Source organism: Micromonospora sp. NPDC005163 (genome assembly GCF_053599835.1).
On sequence record NZ_JBSFYP010000055.1, the window covers coordinates 1 to 16,462 of the forward strand.

14 protein-coding genes and 1 pseudogene are annotated in these 16,462 nt (G+C 72.4%); 7 read left to right on the forward strand and 8 right to left on the reverse strand.

What is annotated here, in order from left to right; genetic code table 11:
- Both ACWD6N_RS28495 and ACWD6N_RS28500 read left to right on the forward strand, forming a co-directional pair.
- Nucleotides 1–346: FG-GAP-like repeat-containing protein (locus tag ACWD6N_RS28495; RefSeq protein WP_449941709.1), on the forward strand; the 346-nt coding region annotated here is incomplete at its 5' end.
- 20 nt (nt 347–366) lie between these two features.
- The gene (locus ACWD6N_RS28500) at nt 367–1,884 is read left to right on the forward strand and encodes a VCBS repeat domain-containing M23 family metallopeptidase (protein ID WP_354966792.1); all 1,518 of its coding nucleotides are present in this window, start codon (nt 367–369) and stop codon (nt 1,882–1,884) included.
- Between the two features lie 97 nt (nt 1,885–1,981).
- On the opposite strand, the gene ACWD6N_RS28505 is transcribed toward ACWD6N_RS28500, so the two are convergent.
- Complete coding sequence (locus ACWD6N_RS28505) at nt 1,982–2,353, reverse strand: AbfB domain-containing protein (RefSeq protein WP_354966791.1); 372 nt, start codon at nt 2,351–2,353, stop codon at nt 1,982–1,984.
- Between ACWD6N_RS28505 and ACWD6N_RS28510 the strand changes: the two genes are divergently transcribed.
- The 3 genes and pseudogenes from ACWD6N_RS28510 (at nt 2,291) to ACWD6N_RS28520 (ending at nt 4,345) form a co-directional block, all read left to right on the forward strand.
- Complete coding sequence (locus ACWD6N_RS28510) at nt 2,291–2,584, forward strand: substrate-binding domain-containing protein (RefSeq protein WP_354966790.1); 294 nt, start codon at nt 2,291–2,293, stop codon at nt 2,582–2,584. The two genes, ACWD6N_RS28505 and ACWD6N_RS28510, sit on opposite strands and share 63 nt — an antisense overlap.
- A 63-nt stretch (nt 2,585–2,647) precedes the next feature.
- Nucleotides 2,648–3,388: a GNAT family N-acetyltransferase gene (locus ACWD6N_RS28515; protein WP_354966789.1), complete on the forward strand. Its 741-nt coding sequence runs from the start codon at nt 2,648–2,650 to the stop codon at nt 3,386–3,388.
- Between the two features lie 337 nt (nt 3,389–3,725).
- Nucleotides 3,726–4,345 (forward strand): annotated as a pseudogene (locus ACWD6N_RS28520) (serine protease).
- A gap of 154 nt (nt 4,346–4,499) precedes the next feature.
- Here ACWD6N_RS28520 and ACWD6N_RS28525 read toward each other — a convergent pair.
- On the reverse strand, nt 4,500–4,832 hold the full coding sequence (locus ACWD6N_RS28525; protein WP_354966787.1) for a putative quinol monooxygenase: 333 nt from the start codon (nt 4,830–4,832) through the stop codon (nt 4,500–4,502).
- Nucleotides 4,833–5,012: 180 nt separating this feature from the next.
- On the opposite strand from ACWD6N_RS28525, the gene ACWD6N_RS28530 reads away from it, so the two are divergent.
- Nucleotides 5,013–6,089: a glycoside hydrolase family 19 protein gene (locus ACWD6N_RS28530; protein ID WP_354966786.1), complete on the forward strand. Its 1,077-nt coding sequence runs from the start codon at nt 5,013–5,015 to the stop codon at nt 6,087–6,089.
- Nucleotides 6,090–6,304: 215 nt separating this feature from the next.
- Nucleotides 6,305–7,957 carry a glycoside hydrolase family 10 protein gene (locus tag ACWD6N_RS28535; protein WP_354966785.1) on the forward strand — a complete coding sequence of 551 codons (1,653 nt, stop codon included), beginning with the start codon at nt 6,305–6,307 and terminating at the stop codon, nt 7,955–7,957.
- Here ACWD6N_RS28535 and ACWD6N_RS28540 read toward each other — a convergent pair.
- From ACWD6N_RS28540 to ACWD6N_RS28565, 6 genes are all read right to left on the reverse strand, one after another.
- Entirely contained in the window at nt 7,932–8,990 is a 1,059-nt protein-coding gene (locus tag ACWD6N_RS28540) for a zinc-dependent alcohol dehydrogenase family protein (RefSeq protein ID WP_354966784.1), read from the reverse strand. The two genes, ACWD6N_RS28535 and ACWD6N_RS28540, sit on opposite strands and share 26 nt — an antisense overlap.
- 144 nt (nt 8,991–9,134) lie before the next feature.
- Complete coding sequence (locus ACWD6N_RS28545) at nt 9,135–11,051, reverse strand: glycerophosphodiester phosphodiesterase family protein (RefSeq protein ID WP_449940690.1); 1,917 nt, start codon at nt 11,049–11,051, stop codon at nt 9,135–9,137.
- 109 nt (nt 11,052–11,160) lie between these two features.
- A complete protein-coding gene (locus ACWD6N_RS28550; protein WP_354966782.1) occupies nt 11,161–11,805 on the reverse strand; it encodes a response regulator transcription factor in 645 nt (214 codons plus the stop codon).
- Nucleotides 11,805–13,022, reverse strand: a complete 1,218-nt coding sequence (locus ACWD6N_RS28555; RefSeq protein ID WP_354966781.1) for a sensor histidine kinase — start codon at nt 13,020–13,022, stop codon at nt 11,805–11,807. The genes ACWD6N_RS28550 and ACWD6N_RS28555 overlap by 1 nt, the downstream gene beginning before the upstream one ends.
- 102 nt (nt 13,023–13,124) lie before the next feature.
- Complete coding sequence (locus ACWD6N_RS28560) at nt 13,125–15,662, reverse strand: ABC transporter permease (RefSeq protein ID WP_449940687.1); 2,538 nt, start codon at nt 15,660–15,662, stop codon at nt 13,125–13,127.
- Nucleotides 15,662–16,414, reverse strand: a complete 753-nt coding sequence (locus ACWD6N_RS28565) for an ABC transporter ATP-binding protein (RefSeq protein WP_354966779.1) — start codon at nt 16,412–16,414, stop codon at nt 15,662–15,664. Before ACWD6N_RS28565 ends, ACWD6N_RS28560 begins: the two co-directional genes overlap by 1 nt.
- Nucleotides 16,415–16,462 lie beyond the last annotated feature (48 nt).

The following is a 16,462-nucleotide window of genomic DNA, read 5'->3' on the forward strand; positions in this document are numbered from 1 at the left end:
CGACCTGTTCGCCGTCGGCGCCGAGCAGCCGCGTGTCGGGGACATCAACGGTGACGGTAGGGACGACATCGTGACGTTCACCTGCAACGCCGACGGCGACGTCTACGCGGCGGTCTCCACCGGCACCTCGTTCGCGGGCACCACGGTGAAGTGGAACGACTTCTTCTGCCTGGCCGGCGAGTTCCCCTACCTCGGTGATTTCGACGGCGACGGCAGGGACGACATCATCGTCTTCACCAGGGGCGCCACCAACGACGTCCACGTCGGGCTCTCCACGGGCACCGGCTTCCTCGGCGGCACCAAGTGGCACGACTACTTCGGCCTCAACGGCGAAACGACCCTCTGAGCCCCGACAGGAGTCACGCCATGATCCGGCATTCGCGTACCCCCGCGCGTAGCGCCCTGGTCGCGCTTCTCACCCTGGCCGCGGCGGTCCTGGCCGCCGTGGTGGCGTCGCCCTCGCCCGCGTTCGCCGCACCGACCTTCAAGGCGCCGTTCCCCTGCGGGCAGCGGTGGACGTACGACCACCGCAGCGCCGAGGTCCGACAGGCGCTGGACTTCGTCCGCGCCGACGGCGCCACCACCGGAGGCACCCCGCAGGTCGCCTCCGCCGCGGGGGTGGCGCGGCACTACTCGCAGCCCAGCGGAGCCGGCAACTATCTCGTCATCGACCACGGCGGCGGCTGGACCACCTACCACTTCCACCTCAGCGCCTACTCCGTGCCCAACGGCGCGTACGTCCAGCAGGGCCAGCAGATCGGCATCACGGGCAGCACGGGAAACTCCTCCGGGCCGCACGTCCACTACGAGCAGCTCTACAACGGTGTCGGGCAGACGATCGCCATCAACGGCGTCTCGCTCGCCCCCTACCCTTCGCAGTACAACCAGAAGTACCTGGTCAGTGACAACTGCGGCGGGTCGCCCGGCAGCCGGTACCTGGCCGGCTCGCCGACCGACTTCACCGGGGACGGCCGCGACGACATCGTCGCGTTCACCCGTGGGTCGCTGAACGACGTGTACGTGTCGCCGTCCACCGGGACCTCGTTCGCCGGGACGTCGGTGAAGTGGAACGACTTCTTCGGGCTGAGCGACGAGACGCTGCTGTCCGGGGACTTCAACGGCGACGGGCGCGACGACGTCGTGGCGTTCACCCACGGCTCGCTCGCCGACGTGTACGTGGCACTGTCGACCGGGTCGTCGTTCGCGGGCGCCACGAAGTGGCACGACTGGTTCGCGCCGAACACCGAGGTCGCCGCGGTGGGGGACGTCAACGGCGACGGCCGCGACGACATCATCGCCTTCACGCACGACGGCGCCGGGGACGTGTACGTCGCGCTGTCCGCCGGGTCGTCGTTCACCGGTACGGCGCTGAAGTGGCACGAGTACTTCTCGATCGCCGGCGAGTATCCGGCCCTCGGCGACGTCAACGGCGACGGCAGGGACGACATCATCACCTTCACCCAGGGGCCGGCCACGGCCTCGGACGTGATCGTCGCCCTGTCCACGGGATCCTCGTTCGGCGCCGCGCAGACGTGGCATGACCTGTTCGCCGTCGGGACGGAACAGCCGCGAGTCGGGGACATCAACGGTGACGGTCGCGACGACATCGTGACGTTGACCTGCAACGCCGACGCCGACGTCTACGCGGCCGTCTCCACCGGCACCTCCTTCGCCGGCACCACCGTCAAGTGGAACGACTTCTTCTGCCTGGCCGGCGAGTTCCCCTACCTCGGTGACTACGACGGCGACGGCAGGGACGACATCATCGCCTTCACCAGGGGCAGCCTCAACGACGTCTACGTCGGCCTCTCGGCCGGCACCGCCTTCCTCGGCGGCGTCAAGTGGCACGACTTCTTCGGCCTGCCCAACGAGACGACCCTCTGACCGCCGCGCGCGGGTGGCCGGCTGACCGGGGGGTCCGGCAAGGCCGGACCCCCCGGTCAGCGGAGGCCGCGACGACCCTGTCGCGGCCTCTGGCCGGTCAGGGCGCCCAGGGGGCGGCAATCGTCCAGGTGCTGTCGGCGGCCCACAGCGTTGGCGTGTTGTACGGGTCGCCGCCGGCGCCGTTGCTGAGCCATACCTCCGAGTTGTAGTGCCGCAGGTACCTGCCCCGGAAGTTGTACGACCCCAGCGACACGCCGGTGCCGGTCAAGCCCACCCGTGCGCACCAGGTGGCGTCGGCGCGGGTGAGCGCGGAGCCGTCGTTCGGCGAGTTGCGTACCCGCGAGTTCTGGTGCCGCAGGTACTGCCCGGGAGAGTTGACCGACTCGAACGAGTAGCCCCGGACGCGGTGTTCGGCTACAACGACCTGGTCGCCGTCGGCGCGCTGCGGGCGTTGACCGAGGCCGGCCACCGGGTGCCGGAGGACGTCGCATTCATCGGCATCGACGACATCGAGGAGGGACGCTTCAGCACACCGACCCTCACCACCATCGCGCCGGACAAGGAAGCGATCGGCCGTCTCGCGGTACGCCGCCTCGTCGCCCGGATCGAGGGTACCGAGGTCACGGCGCCGCTGACCGTGCAGACGCCGTTCCGGCTGATCCGCCGAGAGAGCACCGGCACGCCTCACCAACGTCCGTGAGCGTGCACCCGCGGGGAGAAAACTCGGGTGCTGTCGCCCTGTCGGTCCGCTATCGTCCGCCGGATGGATCTTGAAATCGTGACGGTCGCGCAGCGCCCCGAGCTCGCGCCGCTGCTGGACGACTTCGACGGCGCCTGGCCGGAGTTCATGGGCTGGGATCCGATGGCTTCGCTGTACTACGCGGTGGCCAACGAGCTGTACCCGGAGTTCGTCCTGCTCGCCATCGACCCCGCTGAGCCCGGCCGGGCGCTGGCACGGGCCTACAGCGTGCCGCTGTCCTGGACCGAGGAGGGACTGCCGCCGGGCGGATGGGACCGGGTCGTGCAGCGGGCGACGATCAACCGCCTCGCCGGCATGCCGACGAACACGGTGTCCGCGTTGGAGATCTGCATCCGCCCCGAGGCTCGCGGTCGGGGACTGTCCGCCCGGATGCTCGACGCGATGCGCGAGAACGCCCGCCGGCTCGGCTACCACACCCTGGTCGCGCCGGTACGCCCCAGCGGCAAGCACGCGGTTCCCGATGAGCCGATGGACCGGTACGCCTTCCGGGTCCGCGACGACGGCCTGCCGGTGGACCCGTGGTTGCGTACGCACGTCCGTGCTGGCGGGGTGATCGAGTCCGTGGCGCCCCGGTCGATGACCATCCCGGGCACGTTGCAGGAGTGGCGGCGGTGGACCGGCCTGCCGTTCGACCGCACCGGCCCGGTGCGCGTGCCGGGCGCGCTCGTCCCGGTCCGCTGCGACGTCGAGCATGACCACGGCGTCTACGTCGAACCGAACGTGTGGGTCCGCCACCGGCTCTGACCGGAGTTGTGGATGGATCGGAGCGGCCGGCCCCGCCGGGATCCATAGCGCCGGCGGTACGACCCAGAGAGGATGTCCTATCCGATCCATTGATCTCAATATGATGACCGCATCGTGAATCAGGTGCGCTCACGAGGCGTGCCGTCCTGATGCGGAGGAATGCATGGTCCGTTGGCGTACCCTCACCGGCCTCCTGGCCACCGTGTTGGCCGCGGTGACCGCGGGCAGCCTCACTGTCGCGGCCCCGGCGGCCGCGGCCGACGTCACTCCGACGCCCAACGTCGTCGGTGGCACCCGGGCCGCCCAGGGCGAGTTCCCCTTCATGGTCCGGCTCTCGATGGGGTGCGGCGGGGCCCTGTACAGCTCGCGGCTGGTGCTCACCGCGGCGCACTGCGTGGGCGCCACCGGCACCAACACCAGCATCACCGCGACGCTCGGCGTGGTCGACCTCCAGTCGTCCAGCCGGATCACCGTCCGGTCGAACTACGTCTACCGGGCTCCCGGCTACAACGGCAACGGCAGGGACTGGGCGCTGATCCGGCTGGCCACCCCCGTCACCGGGCTGAGCACGTTGAAGATCGCGAACACCACCGCGTACGACAGCGGCACCTTCACCGTCGCCGGCTGGGGCGCCGCCCGCGAGGGTGGCTCGCAACAGCGGTACCTGCTCAAGGCGACCGTCCCGTTGTCAGCGACTCCACCTGCAACTCCTACTACGGCGGGGACATCATCCCCGCACAGGAGATCTGCGCCGGCTACGCCAGCGGTGGCGTGGACACCTGCCAGGGAGACTCGGGCGGCCCGATGTTCCGCCGCGACGCCAGCAACGCCTGGGTCCAGGTCGGGATCGTCAGCTGGGGCAACGGCTGCGCCCGGCCCAACTACCCGGGCGTCTACACCCAGGTGAGCTACTTCGCCTCGACGATCGCCTCGGCCGCCGCGAGTCTCGGCGGCTGACCGTACGCCGAGCGGGTGGCCCGGCCGGCGACGGCCGGGCCACCCGCGTGCGCCGTCACCGCCCTGGCTGCCGGCCCGGAAACGCGTGGCGATGGACGCTGCTCCGCGCGTTCGTGGGACACACGCCGGGGCAGCGGCGGTGCGCCGGTGGTGATCAGCGACCCTCGGGGACGGCCATCTCGCCGAGCAGCGACCAGTCCTGCTGCGGCACGGTGGCGTTCACGATGCGCGGCGTCTCGGCCAGGTGGGGCGGCAGGTCCTGCTGTGCCTTGCGGAAGTGGGCGGACTGCACGTGCGCCGCGCCGGCCTCGTCGTCGCGAAACGCCTCGACCAGCACGTACTCGGTCGGGTCGTCCAGGCTGCGGGACCAGTCGAACCATAGACAGCCCGGCTCGGCCCTGGTCGCCCCGGTGAACTCGGCGGCGATCTGCGGCCACCGGTCAGCGTGCTCGGGCAGAACCCGGAACTTGGCGGTAATGAAGATCATGGCGTCCAGGCTACCCAGACCACCGGGGATCGGCAGCCGCCATCCCGTGCGCCCGTGCCCGGTCCGTGCGGTGGTTCGCCTCGGGAATTAGTAAGGATTGTGAACAGTAGGTGTTACAGTCACTCCTGTCGATGTACTGCCGAGTCATCGGCACGTGGTATCCCAGGAAGGAGTGATCCCATGTCGAGACTGCGGGCCCTGGTCGCACTTGCGGCACTGGTCGTCGCCGGCGGACTGGTGGCAATCATCCCGGCGACCGCCGCATCCGCTGCGGCCTGCGCAGCGTCGTGGCAGGCCTCGGCCGTCTACACGGGAGGCGCCCAGGTCTCCCACAACGGCCGCAACTACCAGGCGAAGTGGTGGACGCAGAACGAGGCGCCGCCGGGCACCACCGGCGTATGGCAGGACCTCGGCGCCTGCGGGGGCGGCACCACACCGCCGCCCACGGGCAGCTGCAACCACCCGAACTGGGTCGCCGGCACCTGGTACGCCACCGGCAGCATCGTGCGGTACACCAACGGTCTGTACTACATCGCCGAGCACGACAATCCCGGCTACGACCCCGTCATCAGCACCTGGTACTGGGAGCCCTACACCTGCAGCGGGACGCCGCCCACCAACCCGCCCACCAACCCCGGCGGCTTCGTGGTCAGCGAGGCCCAGTTCAACCAGATGTTCCCAGGCCGCAACCCCTTCTACACGTACTCCGGGCTCGTCGCCGCCCTCAGCGCCTACTCGGCGTTCACCAGGACCGGCAGCGCGACCGTCCAGCGCCAGGAGGCGGCGGCCTTCCTGGCGAACGTGCACCACGAGACCGGCGGACTCGTCCATGTCGTGGAGCAGAACACCGCGAACTACCCGCACTACTGCGACCCCGGCCAGCCGTACGGCTGCCCGGCGGGGCAGGCCGCCTACTACGGGCGCGGGCCGATCCAGCTGAGCTGGAACTTCAACTACAACGCCGCCGGAAACGCCCTCGGACTGCCCCTGCTGACCAACCCGTGGCTGGTGCAGAACGATGCCGCGGTGGCCTGGAAGACCGCCATCTGGTACTGGATGACCCAGAACGGGCCGGGCAGCATGACCGCCCACAACGCGATGGTCAACGGCGCCGGTTTCGGCGAGACCATCCGCAGCATCAACGGCTCGATCGAGTGCAACGGCGGAAACCCCGGCCAGGTGCAGAGCCGGGTCACCAGGTACCAGCAGTTCGTGGGCATCCTGGGCGTGCCGGCCGGAGCCAACCTCTACTGCTGACACGCGGGCGGGGGGGGGGGGCGCGGCGCGGCGCGGGGCGCGCGCGCCCCCGCCCGAGACGAGCCGGAATGATAAGATGGACCGGGGGCCACCACCCCCGGGGGGGGCCCCCCGCGCCCGGCGCCGCCCACCCCCGGCAGCCGGCCAGCCTTAGCTGACCGTTAAGTAACGGGTCACCGGTTTCACCCGGCCGGCGGACTCGGCAGACTGAGCCGATGCCCGCCGCCGATCCGCCCGCTGCCGCCGTTCGCCGCCCTCGCGTCCAGGTGTTCATCGCCGTGGTCGCCGCGATCGCCGTGGCCGTCGCGATCGGCGCCTGGTCACTGCGGGATCGGGTCTCTGGCGACGCGCGGCCGGCCGGCGCGGCCGCCGTGAGCCCGGCACCCGGCGCCGGCCGGGCGGACGGCATCCCCACCTGTGCCGGCCAGCCGGCCCGGGCGCCCCGCGAGCTGCGCGGCATGTGGATCACCACCGTGAACAACATCGACTGGCCGAGCCGCCGCGGACTGCCGGCCGAGACGGCGCGGGCGGAGTTCCGGGGTTGGCTGGACCTCGCCGTACGGCGCAACCACAACGCCGTCTTCGCGCACGTGCGGCCGAGCGGGGACGCGCTCTGGCCGTCCAGCTACGCGCCGTGGTCGGAGTGGCTGACCGGACGCCGCGACGGGCGCGACCCCGGCTGGGACCCGATGGAGTTCATGGTCGCCGAGGCGCACGCCCGCAACCTGGAGTTCCACGCCTGGTTCAACCCGTACCGCGGCGGGCAGCCGGCCACGGTGGGCGGGCCGGGTCCGAAGCTGGACCAGCTCGCGCCGACACACCCGCTGCGGCGACACCGCGACTGGGTGGTGACCTACCCCAGCGCGGACCGGCCCGGCAGCCGCCTCTACTTCAACCCGGGAATCCCTGAGGCGCGCGCCTTCGTCGAGGACTCGATGTTGGAGGCCGTCCAGCGGTACGACGTCGACGGGGTGCACTTCGACGACTTCTTCTACCCGTACCCGGAAGCCGGCCAGGACTTCCCGGACGGCGCGGCGTTCGCCCGCTACGGCGGAGGCTTCGCGAACAGGGACGCCTGGCGCCGCGACAACGTGAACACGCTGGTCCGGGAGATGAGCGAGCGGATCAAGGCCATCAAGCCGTGGGTGAAGTTCGGCATCAGCCCGTTCGGCATCTGGCGCAACAAGCGCAACGACCCGGCCGGCTCCGCGACAGCCGGGTTGCAGAGCTACGACGACATCTACGCCGATACCCGCCTCTGGGTACGGGAGCAGTGGCTGGACTACATCGTGCCGCAGCTCTACTGGCACATCGGGTTCGACAAGGCCGACTACGCCAAGCTCCTGCCGTGGTGGGCGGCCACCGTGAAGGGCACCCGGGTGCAGCTCTACATCGGCCAGGCCGACTACCGGGTGGGCGAGCGCGGCGCGTGGCGCGACCCGGCCGAGTTGGACCGCCAGCTCGCCCTGAACCGCCGGTACGGGGTGCAGGGAAGTGTGCACTTCAGCGCCCGGCAGGTGCGCGCGGACAAGCTCGGGGCGGTCAGCCGGTACAGCGCGGCGCACTACGCCGGCCCGGCGCTGGTGCCCACCATGGCACGGTTGCCGGCGGCGCCCCCGGCCGCGCCGGAGGTCACCGGCGTACGGCGCGCGGACACCGGAATGGAGCTGAGCTGGCGTGGCGACGACGCCACGAGCTTCGCCGTCTACCGGGTGGACGGCGACGGGGCCCGGCTCGTCGGCACCGCCCGCGGTACGGGTTGGGTCGACCGCACCGCCCCGGCCGACCGTGCACTCACCTACTGCGTGTCCGCGCTGGATCGCAGCGGGAACGAGGGCCCACTCAGCGCGGCGTCGTCGGCCGGATGAGGCACATCCCGCCGGGGGCGGGCCGGTCCATCGTGGCCAGCGCGTCAGGCACCTCGCTGAGGCCGATGGTGCGGGTGACGAGCTCGGCGGGGCGCAGCACGCCGGCGGTGACCAGCCGGAGCAGCTCCGGATAGGCGTGCGCGGGCATGCCGTGACTGCCCCGCAGCTCCAGCTCGAACGCGATCACGAGATCCATCGGCAGGGCCGGTCGGCCCTGCGCGGCGGGGAGGAGCCCGACCTGCACGTGCCGCCCCCGCCGGCGCAGGCTCTCGATGGACGCGGCGCAGGTGCCGTGACTGCCCAACGCGTCGAGTGACAGGTGGGCGCCGCCGCCGGTCGCCTCCCGAACGGCGGCGGCCACCGCGCCGGGCCCGGTCAGGGTGCTGCCGTCCAGACAGACCGCCGCCCCGCAGTTCCTGGCCAGCTCGAGCGCGCCGGGGCTGACGTCGACCGCCACCACCCGCGCGCCGCAGGCCGCCGCGATCATCACCGCGGACAGGCCCACCCCGCCGCAACCGTGTACCGCCACCCACTCGCCCGCCGCGACGCGCCCCTGGGTGACCACGGCCCGGAACGCCGTGGCGAAGCGGCAACCGAGCGCCGCCGCGGCCGGGTAGTCCAGCTCGTCGGGAAGCCGGACCAGGTTGACGTCGGCGTTCCGCACCGCCACGTACTCCGCGAACGAGCCCCAGTGGGTGAAGCCCGGCTGCGTCTGCCGCTCGCAGACCTGCTGATCGCCGGCGAGGCAGGCCGGGCACCGCCCGCAGGCGCAGACGAACGGCGCCGTGACCCGATCGCCGGGCCGCCAGCCGCGCACGCCGGCGCCGACCGCCGTGACCACGCCGGCGAACTCGTGACCGGGTATGTGCGGCAGGCGGATGTCCGGATCGTGTCCCTGCCAACCGTGCCAGTCGCTGCGGCACAACCCCGTCGCCTCGACGCGGATGACCGCGCCCCCGGGCGGCGGCGCCGGGTCCGGGACGTCGCGGACCTCGGGTCGGGCACCGAACTCGTCGAAGATCACCGCACGCATGCGCCGCATCCTCACACGCCGAAGGCACGAGGAGTTCCCCGCCCCACCTGTCGCCGGCCGGACTGGATCACGGCAGCATCGGCCAGCCCCGGCGACGGGAGTCCCCGCCGTCGCGACGGCGGGGACACCCGGTGTGGCGACGGACTACTTCAACGCGAGGGTCCGAGCGTCGGCGGCGATGACACTGGCGACCGCTGCCGGCACCAGCTTGCCGGCCTGCCGCTCGGCGTAGGTGGCCAGCTGGGCGTACTGCGCGTGCACCAGCTTGACCGTCATGGCGTTGATCGCGGCCGGCTCGGCGCCCGAGGTGAGGACCAGGTAGCCGAGGCCGGCCTGGCTCACCGTCACGGTGAACGTGCTGGTCGCGGTCGCGGTGCCCTCCGGACCGGTCACCTCGGCACGGACGGTGTGCCTGCCCGCGGTCAGTGTGCCCAGGTCGAGCTTGTGCCCGGCGGCCGACTTCCTGCCGTCGAGCGTGACGGTGACGGTGTCCGCGTTGGTGGCGGCGACCGCGATCACCGGGGACTGGGCCCGGTCGAGCCGCGCCCCGTCGACCGGCGACGTGATCTGCACGGTCGGATCAGCCGAGGCCCGCTGTATGAACGCCGAGTTCCAGCCGACCAGCTCGGACGCCCGGTTGGTGATGACACCGTCGGTGCCGATCCGCTCCAACCGCTGCCACAGGCCGGCGGAGTCCATCGTCCAGGCCATCACGGCGACCCCGGCGGCGTGCAGCGGGGCGACGACCTCCGGCTTGGCCAGCAGCGCGTTGCCGTCCGGATTGTACGCGGTCAGGTGCAGCTCCCTGGAGATCGCCACCGGATCGGCGTCGAGGCTGCTGCGGAGCAGACCGAGCGGCAGCTCGGGGGCGAGCTCGTAGGTGTATTTCAGGGCGTCGACCTCGAAGCTCTGGACGAACACCCGGCCCATCATCTGCTCGTCCCGGATCACCTGGATGATCGTCGCGACCTCGTCCCGGGTGTGCCGGCCCTTGATCTCCAGCAGCAGGTTGCCGCCCCGGGTACGCAGGTCCGCGAGCTGCTCGGCCAGGGTCGGCACCCGCTCGCCCACATAGTGCGGACCGAACCAGGAGCCGGCGTCGAGCGCCTTGATCTGCGCGGCGGTCAGGTCGCGGATGTTGCCGGTCCCGTCGGTGGTCCGGTCGACCGTGCCGTCGTGCAGGATGAACGGGATGCCGTCCTTGCTCGGCTGGACGTCGTTCTCGATCCAGTCGGCGCCGCCCTTGCGCGCGATCTCCTGCGCGACCAGGGTGTTCTCCGGCGCGGCGGCGGACGCGCCGCGGTGCGCGATCACCGTGAACGGGCTGCCCTCGGGGCGGATGTAGCCGTTCGGCGGCAGCTCGGTGACGGTGACGTCGTCGTACGAGACGGTGCCGCCGTTGACGAAGAGCGCCTGGACGCCGTTGGCGGAGCGCTGGAGGCTGTTCGTGCGCATCGCCTCCCGCCCGTCGAAGATCCAGCGGGCCTGGTTGCCGTGCACCTCGACCGCGACGCGGACGTCCCGACCTGTGCCGGCGGCGTACGGGGCGGAGGCGGTGTTCGTCACGACCCAGGCGTTCGCCGTCGTCCGCTGCGCGAACTCGAGACCGTTGGCGGCGGTGGTGCCGCTGCGCATGGTGGCGATCCACCACGGGGTGGCGCCGTCGGCCGGGACGTCGATGCCGAGCGACGCCCAGCGGGTGGCGGCGGAGACCGACTCGAAGCGCATGGTCGCCTCGAGGCGAAAGTCGGCCAGGTGCCGACCAAAAGTGATCTTGTTGTTCTCGCCCGAGCTGGCGGAGGTTCCGTACAGCCGGCCGTTCTCCACCTTCCAGGCGCCGTCGACCGCGTTCCAGCCGGCGGGCAGCGACCCGGAGGAGAAGTTCTCCGAGACGACGACGTTGCCCGGCTCCGCGGTGGCGGGCGACGACGTCGCGACGGCCACCGCGACGGCAGCGCCGGTGATGGCGAGCGCGGCGATGGTGGCGGTGGTCCGGCTACGCACGGCGACGAGCCTCGTCGCGGCGCGGCCGAGCGGCGATGATGCGGATAGGACAGTCATGCTCGGGACGGTACGAAGCGGACCCGAACTCATGATCAATCGAGCGTGGCTGCCGCCCGAACGCTGGATGTACCGACCGGGAGCGGGGGCCGGGGCCCGCGGGGAGTCGCTAGTGGTTGAGGTAGGCGAGGACCGCGCGGACACGTCGGTTGGCGTCCTCGGCCGGCGGCAGGTCGAGCTTGGCGAAGATGTTGGTGATGTGCTTCTCCACCGAGACCGGCGCCAGGACGAGCGCGGCGCAGATGGCCGCGTTGGACAGGCCCTGGGCCATGAGGCCGAGCACCTCACGTTCCCGTGCGGTGAGCCCGTCGATGCCGTGGTTGCGGCTGTTGCGGGTGAACAGTTGCCGTACCACCTCGGGGTCCAGGGCGGTGCCACCGGTGGCGACCCGCTGCACCGCGTCGAGGAAGTCGTCCAGGGCGGTGACCCGGTCCTTGAGGAGGTAACCGACGCCGCCCCGGCCGTCGGCGAGCAGCTCCACGGCGTAGGCCCGTTCGACGTACTGGGAGACGATGAGCACCTTGGAGTCCGGGTCCGTGGCCCGCAGCGTCAGGGCGGCGCGGAGCCCCTCGTCGCGGAAGCCGGGCGGCAACCGAACGTCGACGATGGACAGATCGGGCCGGTGCTCGGTGACGGCCGCCAGCAGGGCGGGTGCGGTGTCCACGGCGGCGACGACGGTGTGGCCGGTGTCGGTCAGCAGCCGCACCATGCCGTCCCGGAGCAGCAACAGGTCCTCGGCGATCACGATACGCATCAGTGGGGCAGCTCCGCGGACAGGACGGTGGGACCGCCGGGTGGACTGGTGATGGTGAGCCGGCCGTCGAGTGCCTCGACGCGGCGCCGCAGGCCGTCGAGCCCGGAGCCGGCCGGGTCGGCGCCGCCGTGCCCGTCGTCGGTGAGCGTGACGGTGACCGTACCGGCGCCTCGGGCGAGGGTGACGACGCAGGTCCGGGCCTCGGCGTGCTTGCCCGCGTTGGCGAGACCCTCCGCGATGACGAAATAGGCCGCCGACTCGACCGCTGGTGGAAACCGGTCGTCCGGGTCGCCCCGGATTTCGACGGCGAGTGGGCTGTCGCCGGCCAGGGCGGCGACAGCGGCGTGCAGCCCCCGATCGGTGAGGATCGGCGGGTGGATGCCGCGCACCAGCCGGCGCAGCTCGGTGAGGGCGTCGTCGAGCTGCCGGCGGGCGAGGTCCACGTCGGATGCGGCGGGCGCACCGGTCCGCAGCTTGCGGGCGGCCAGCGCCAGCGTCATTCCGGCGGCCACGATCCGGGCCTGGGCGCCGTCGTGCAGGTCCCGCTCGATCCGACGCAGCTCCGCCGCCTGGGCGTCGACGACCCGACGGCGGGTCTGTGCGAGGCGAGCGGCCTCCTCGACGAGTTGTCGGTGCGCGCCGGGCGCCAGCAGGCCCCGGGCCGCGCGGGCCTGGGCGCGTCCGGCGGTCCGTAGAAACCACGCGGTGACCGGCAACAGCAGCACGCCGAGGACGGTCAGACCGAACCGGCCCGGCACCGTCGTCATGAGCGGACGCATCGGGAACGGTGCGTGCGGGTTCGGCACGGCCCACGCCCACGCCGGCGCCACGACGGCGGCGAGATCGACGACGGTGACCACGATGGTGGCGATGCCGCCCGCCAGGCCCAGCGGGAAAACCGCGACCAGCCAGGCCAGGTCACGCCAGGTGGCCGGTTGCACGGCGACCGCGCGGACCCGCTGCCGGACGCTGCCGCCCTCGATCGGCAGGTACGGCGCGGCGATGGCGGAGCCGAGCACCCAACCGGCCCGGTGCCGCTCCAGGTCCGCGAGGCGCCGGGTGACCCAGGTGGCGCCGAGGAACGCCGGGCCACCGAGCTGCGTGACCGACAGCAGGCCGACGGCGAGGGTGGACGCGAGGCTCCAGGCGAGGCCGACGACACCGGCGACGAGGCTGCTGAGCAGGTACGCCAGCGCCGACGCGGTTGTGCGGATCATCCTGGCGATCCTATCGGCGGCACCCCCCACGGCCACCGGCCGGACCCGGCCCCGGACGATCCGGAGGACGGGTCCGAGCGGCGATCCGTTCGGAAGCACCTGTCAGCGTCCGTCGTTCAGGGCCGGCAGGCTGCGCCGCCGCAGCAGGACCCGGGCCGGCACGGCACCCGCGACCAGCCCCAGTGCCGCGACACCGCCGAGCATCCCCGCGTACGTGCCAGCGTCGACGAACACCCGCAACGTGCCGTCCTGCGCGGCACTGAACGCGCCGACCACGATCCCGGTGACCAGTGCGCCCAGCACCAGCCCGACGGTGACCGTGATCACCGCCTCGCGGTCGACCAGCCGGTGCAGCTGCCCGGTCGTCGCCCCGGCCAGCCGCAGCTCAGCGAATTCGCGGCGGCGCGCGACGGTGGCGATGGCGAAGGTGTTGACGACCGCGATCGCCGTGAAGCCGAGGGAGACGACCACCATGAGCTCCCAGGCGCCCTGCTGGTTCTGCGCGTCACCGGCGGGTGCCGCACCGAGCGTGGGGGTCAGCCGCAGGCCGGGCCACGAGGCGGCGATCCGGCCCGGGACGTCGCCTCGGTAGCGCAGCCCGACCGTGCTGACCAGTCCGCGTGGGTCGTGTGCCGCCACCAGGTCCGCGGGCAGCGCCAGGTCGCCGAAGCCACGAGCCCGGGCGTACACCCCGGCGAGACGCAGGTCGACCTGGTGGCCGTCGGCGAGCCAGATCCGCACGTCGTCGCCCATCCGCCAGCCGTACTGACCGGTCAGGTACTCGCTGGCGGCGAACGTGCCCGTGCCGGGCAGCGTCCCGGCGCGCAGGTCGAGGTCGAGCGCGGCCTCGGTGCCGGCGATCAGCAGGCCCTGGCCGGCGAAGTCCTCGGGCTTGCCACCCTGCTCGACGATCGCCCGGGTCGGCAGCGTCGCCGCCGCACCGGTCACCCCGTCGAGAGCGACGAGCCGTTCGACGGTACCGAGCGGAAGCCCGCCCGGTGCGGTCACCTGCGCCGTCGCGGCCGCGGTCCGCTCCGCCTGTTCCCGCCCGGCCAGCTGGCCCAGCAGGGCGCTGTTGAGCAGCATGGTGGCGTTGATCGCGAACATGAGCACGAGCGGGACAGCGACCGCCGCGACCCGTCGCCGCTCGGCCCGGGTGACCAGGCCGGCCAGCCAGCCGGTCGCGCCGCCGGCGCCGACGAGGCGGGACACGGGCGTCGTCAGCGCCCGGACCAGCAGCGGTCCGAGGGCCGCGACCGTGCACAGCAGCAGGGCGGACGACACGAAGGTCATGCCCATTCCGAGCGGCCCGTCGAGCGGAACGAAGGTGAGCAGGGCGATCGCGCCGGCCGTGGTCACCAGCGCGACGCCTGTCCGGGGGACCAGTCCGCCGGTCGGTGCGCTCGCGGTCTCGGCGAGTGCCTGCGTCGGGGCGATCCGCACCGCTCGACGTCCGGCGATCCGGGCACCGATGAAGGTCACCAGCATCCCGGCTGCCGCGGCGGCGACGAGCACGATCACGTTGGTCCGTACGACGAACTGAGCCGGCACCGCGCCCAGCTCGCGGAACCGGGCGGCCACCACGTGGGCGAACACCACACCCAGCGGCGCGCCGGGGAGCGCGGCGGCCCCGGCGAGCAGGAGACTCTCCACGCCGAGGAGGCGGCGCAACTGACCGGGAGTCGCGCCGGCCGTGCGCAGCAGGGCCAGCTCGCGCAGCCGCTGGCGGACGCCGAGCGTGACCGTGCCCGTGAGGACGAAGACGGCCGCGAACGCGGTGATGCCGATGACGAACCCGAAGATCGAGATGGGTCCGATGTAGTCCGGCAGAGCACCGGGCAGGTCGGCCCGAACACGGTCGGCGCCGGTGAGCACCTTGGCGTTCCCGGCAACCCCCCGGACGGCGTCGCGGAGCGCGACCGGGTCGGTGCCGGGTCGGGTGAGGACGGCCACCGCGGTCGGACCGGGCAGCCCGGACACCGCGGCCACCTCGCCGTCGGCGACGAACAGCGCGCCCTGGGCGGGCAGCCCGTCCCGGCCGGCCGGCGCGGCGACGCCGGAGACGACCATGGTGTGGACCCCGGTCTTCGTGGTGACGACGAGACGCCCACCCACCACGGTGCCCGACCGCTGAGCCAGGTCGGCGTCGATGACCACCTGGCCCCGGCCGGGCGCCTCGCCGACGCGCAGCGCGTACGGCGTCAGCGGTGCGGAGGCCCAGCCGTGTCCGATCACCGGAGCCTCGTCGGCGCCGTGCAGTGGACGTCCGTCCGGCGTACTCGCCTGGATCGGAAAGGCGACGTCCGCGACCGCGGCCGCGACACCCGGGAGGCCACCCAGTCGGCTGGCGAGGTCCACCGGCAGCGAGCCGGCCCCGGTGAGCCGTTCGGACTTGACCTTCCGCTTGACCTTGGCCTTGTCCTTCTTCTGCTTGGTGGTGACCTTCTCGAGGGTCACGTCGCGGTCGCCCGAAACGACGATCGGCGCTGCCGCGAACCGGTCGGCCGGCGGCTTCGCGGTGAGCACGGAGGCGAGCAGCAGGCCGCCGCCGGCGAGCAGGGCCACGGCCAACAGCGCGGCGAAGAACGTGCCGGCGTAGGCGCCACGGTGCTGGCGCAGGGTGCCGAGAGCGAGCCGCATCATCGGACGGTCACCGCCGTCATCTGCGCCGCGACCTTCTCGGCGGTCGGGTCGGCGAGTTCGGTGACGATCCGCCCGTCGGCGAGGAACACCGCGCGGTCGGCCCACGCCGCGGCGGCCGGGTCGTGCGTCACCATGACGATCGTCGTGCCGGTCTGGTCCACGGCCTCACGCAGCAGACCGAGCACCTCGCGGCCGGTCGAGAGGTCCAGCGCGCCGGTCGGCTCGTCGGCGAAGATGACCTCCGGCCGGCTGGCGAGCGCGCGGGCGAGCGCGACCCGCTGCCGCTGACCGCCGGACAGTTGGCCGGGCCGGTCGTCTTCCCGCCCGGTGAGCCCGACGCGGCGCATCACCTCCCGCGCCCAGTCCCGGTCCGGTCGTGTTCCGGCCAGCCGTTGTGGGAGCAGGACGTTGTGCCAGACCGACAGCGAGTCCATCAGGTTGTACGACTGGAAGACGAACCCGACCCGCTGCCGCCGTGCCTCGGTGAGCCGGGGCTCACGCAGCCCGCCGATGTCCTGACCGGCGAGGAGCACGCGGCCGCTGTCCGGCCGATCCAGGCCCGCCGCGCAGTGCAGGAGCGTCGATTTGCCCGAGCCCGACGGGCCCATCACGGCGCAGAACGAACCGGCCTCGAAGGCGACCGACACGCCATTCAACGCCCGGACACCGCCCCCGCCGGCATAGGTCTTCGTCACGTCGAGCACCTCGACGACCAGCCCGCGAGCGGGGGTCACATCGCTGTTTCGCATAGCGGAAAGCCTGGTCGAGGCGACGTTTCCGGACCACACGGCGACCCA

Coding starts and splice junctions, on each gene's coding strand:
- ACWD6N_RS28500 (WP_354966792.1), top strand. CDS start 367: ATGATCCGGCATTCGCGTACCCCCGCGCGTAGCGCCCTGGTCGCGCTT.
- ACWD6N_RS28515 (WP_354966789.1), top strand. CDS start 2,648: ATGGATCTTGAAATCGTGACGGTCGCGCAGCGCCCCGAGCTCGCGCCG.
- ACWD6N_RS28525 (WP_354966787.1), bottom strand. CDS start 4,832: ATGATCTTCATTACCGCCAAGTTCCGGGTTCTGCCCGAGCACGCTGAC.
- ACWD6N_RS28530 (WP_354966786.1), top strand. CDS start 5,013: ATGTCGAGACTGCGGGCCCTGGTCGCACTTGCGGCACTGGTCGTCGCC.
- ACWD6N_RS28535 (WP_354966785.1), top strand. CDS start 6,305: ATGCCCGCCGCCGATCCGCCCGCTGCCGCCGTTCGCCGCCCTCGCGTC.
- ACWD6N_RS28540 (WP_354966784.1), bottom strand. CDS start 8,990: ATGCGTGCGGTGATCTTCGACGAGTTCGGTGCCCGACCCGAGGTCCGC.
- ACWD6N_RS28545 (WP_449940690.1), bottom strand. CDS start 11,051: ATGACTGTCCTATCCGCATCATCGCCGCTCGGCCGCGCCGCGACGAGG.
- ACWD6N_RS28550 (WP_354966782.1), bottom strand. CDS start 11,805: ATGCGTATCGTGATCGCCGAGGACCTGTTGCTGCTCCGGGACGGCATG.
- ACWD6N_RS28555 (WP_354966781.1), bottom strand. CDS start 13,022: ATGATCCGCACAACCGCGTCGGCGCTGGCGTACCTGCTCAGCAGCCTC.
- ACWD6N_RS28560 (WP_449940687.1), bottom strand. CDS start 15,662: ATGCGGCTCGCTCTCGGCACCCTGCGCCAGCACCGTGGCGCCTACGCC.
- ACWD6N_RS28565 (WP_354966779.1), bottom strand. CDS start 16,414: ATGCGAAACAGCGATGTGACCCCCGCTCGCGGGCTGGTCGTCGAGGTG.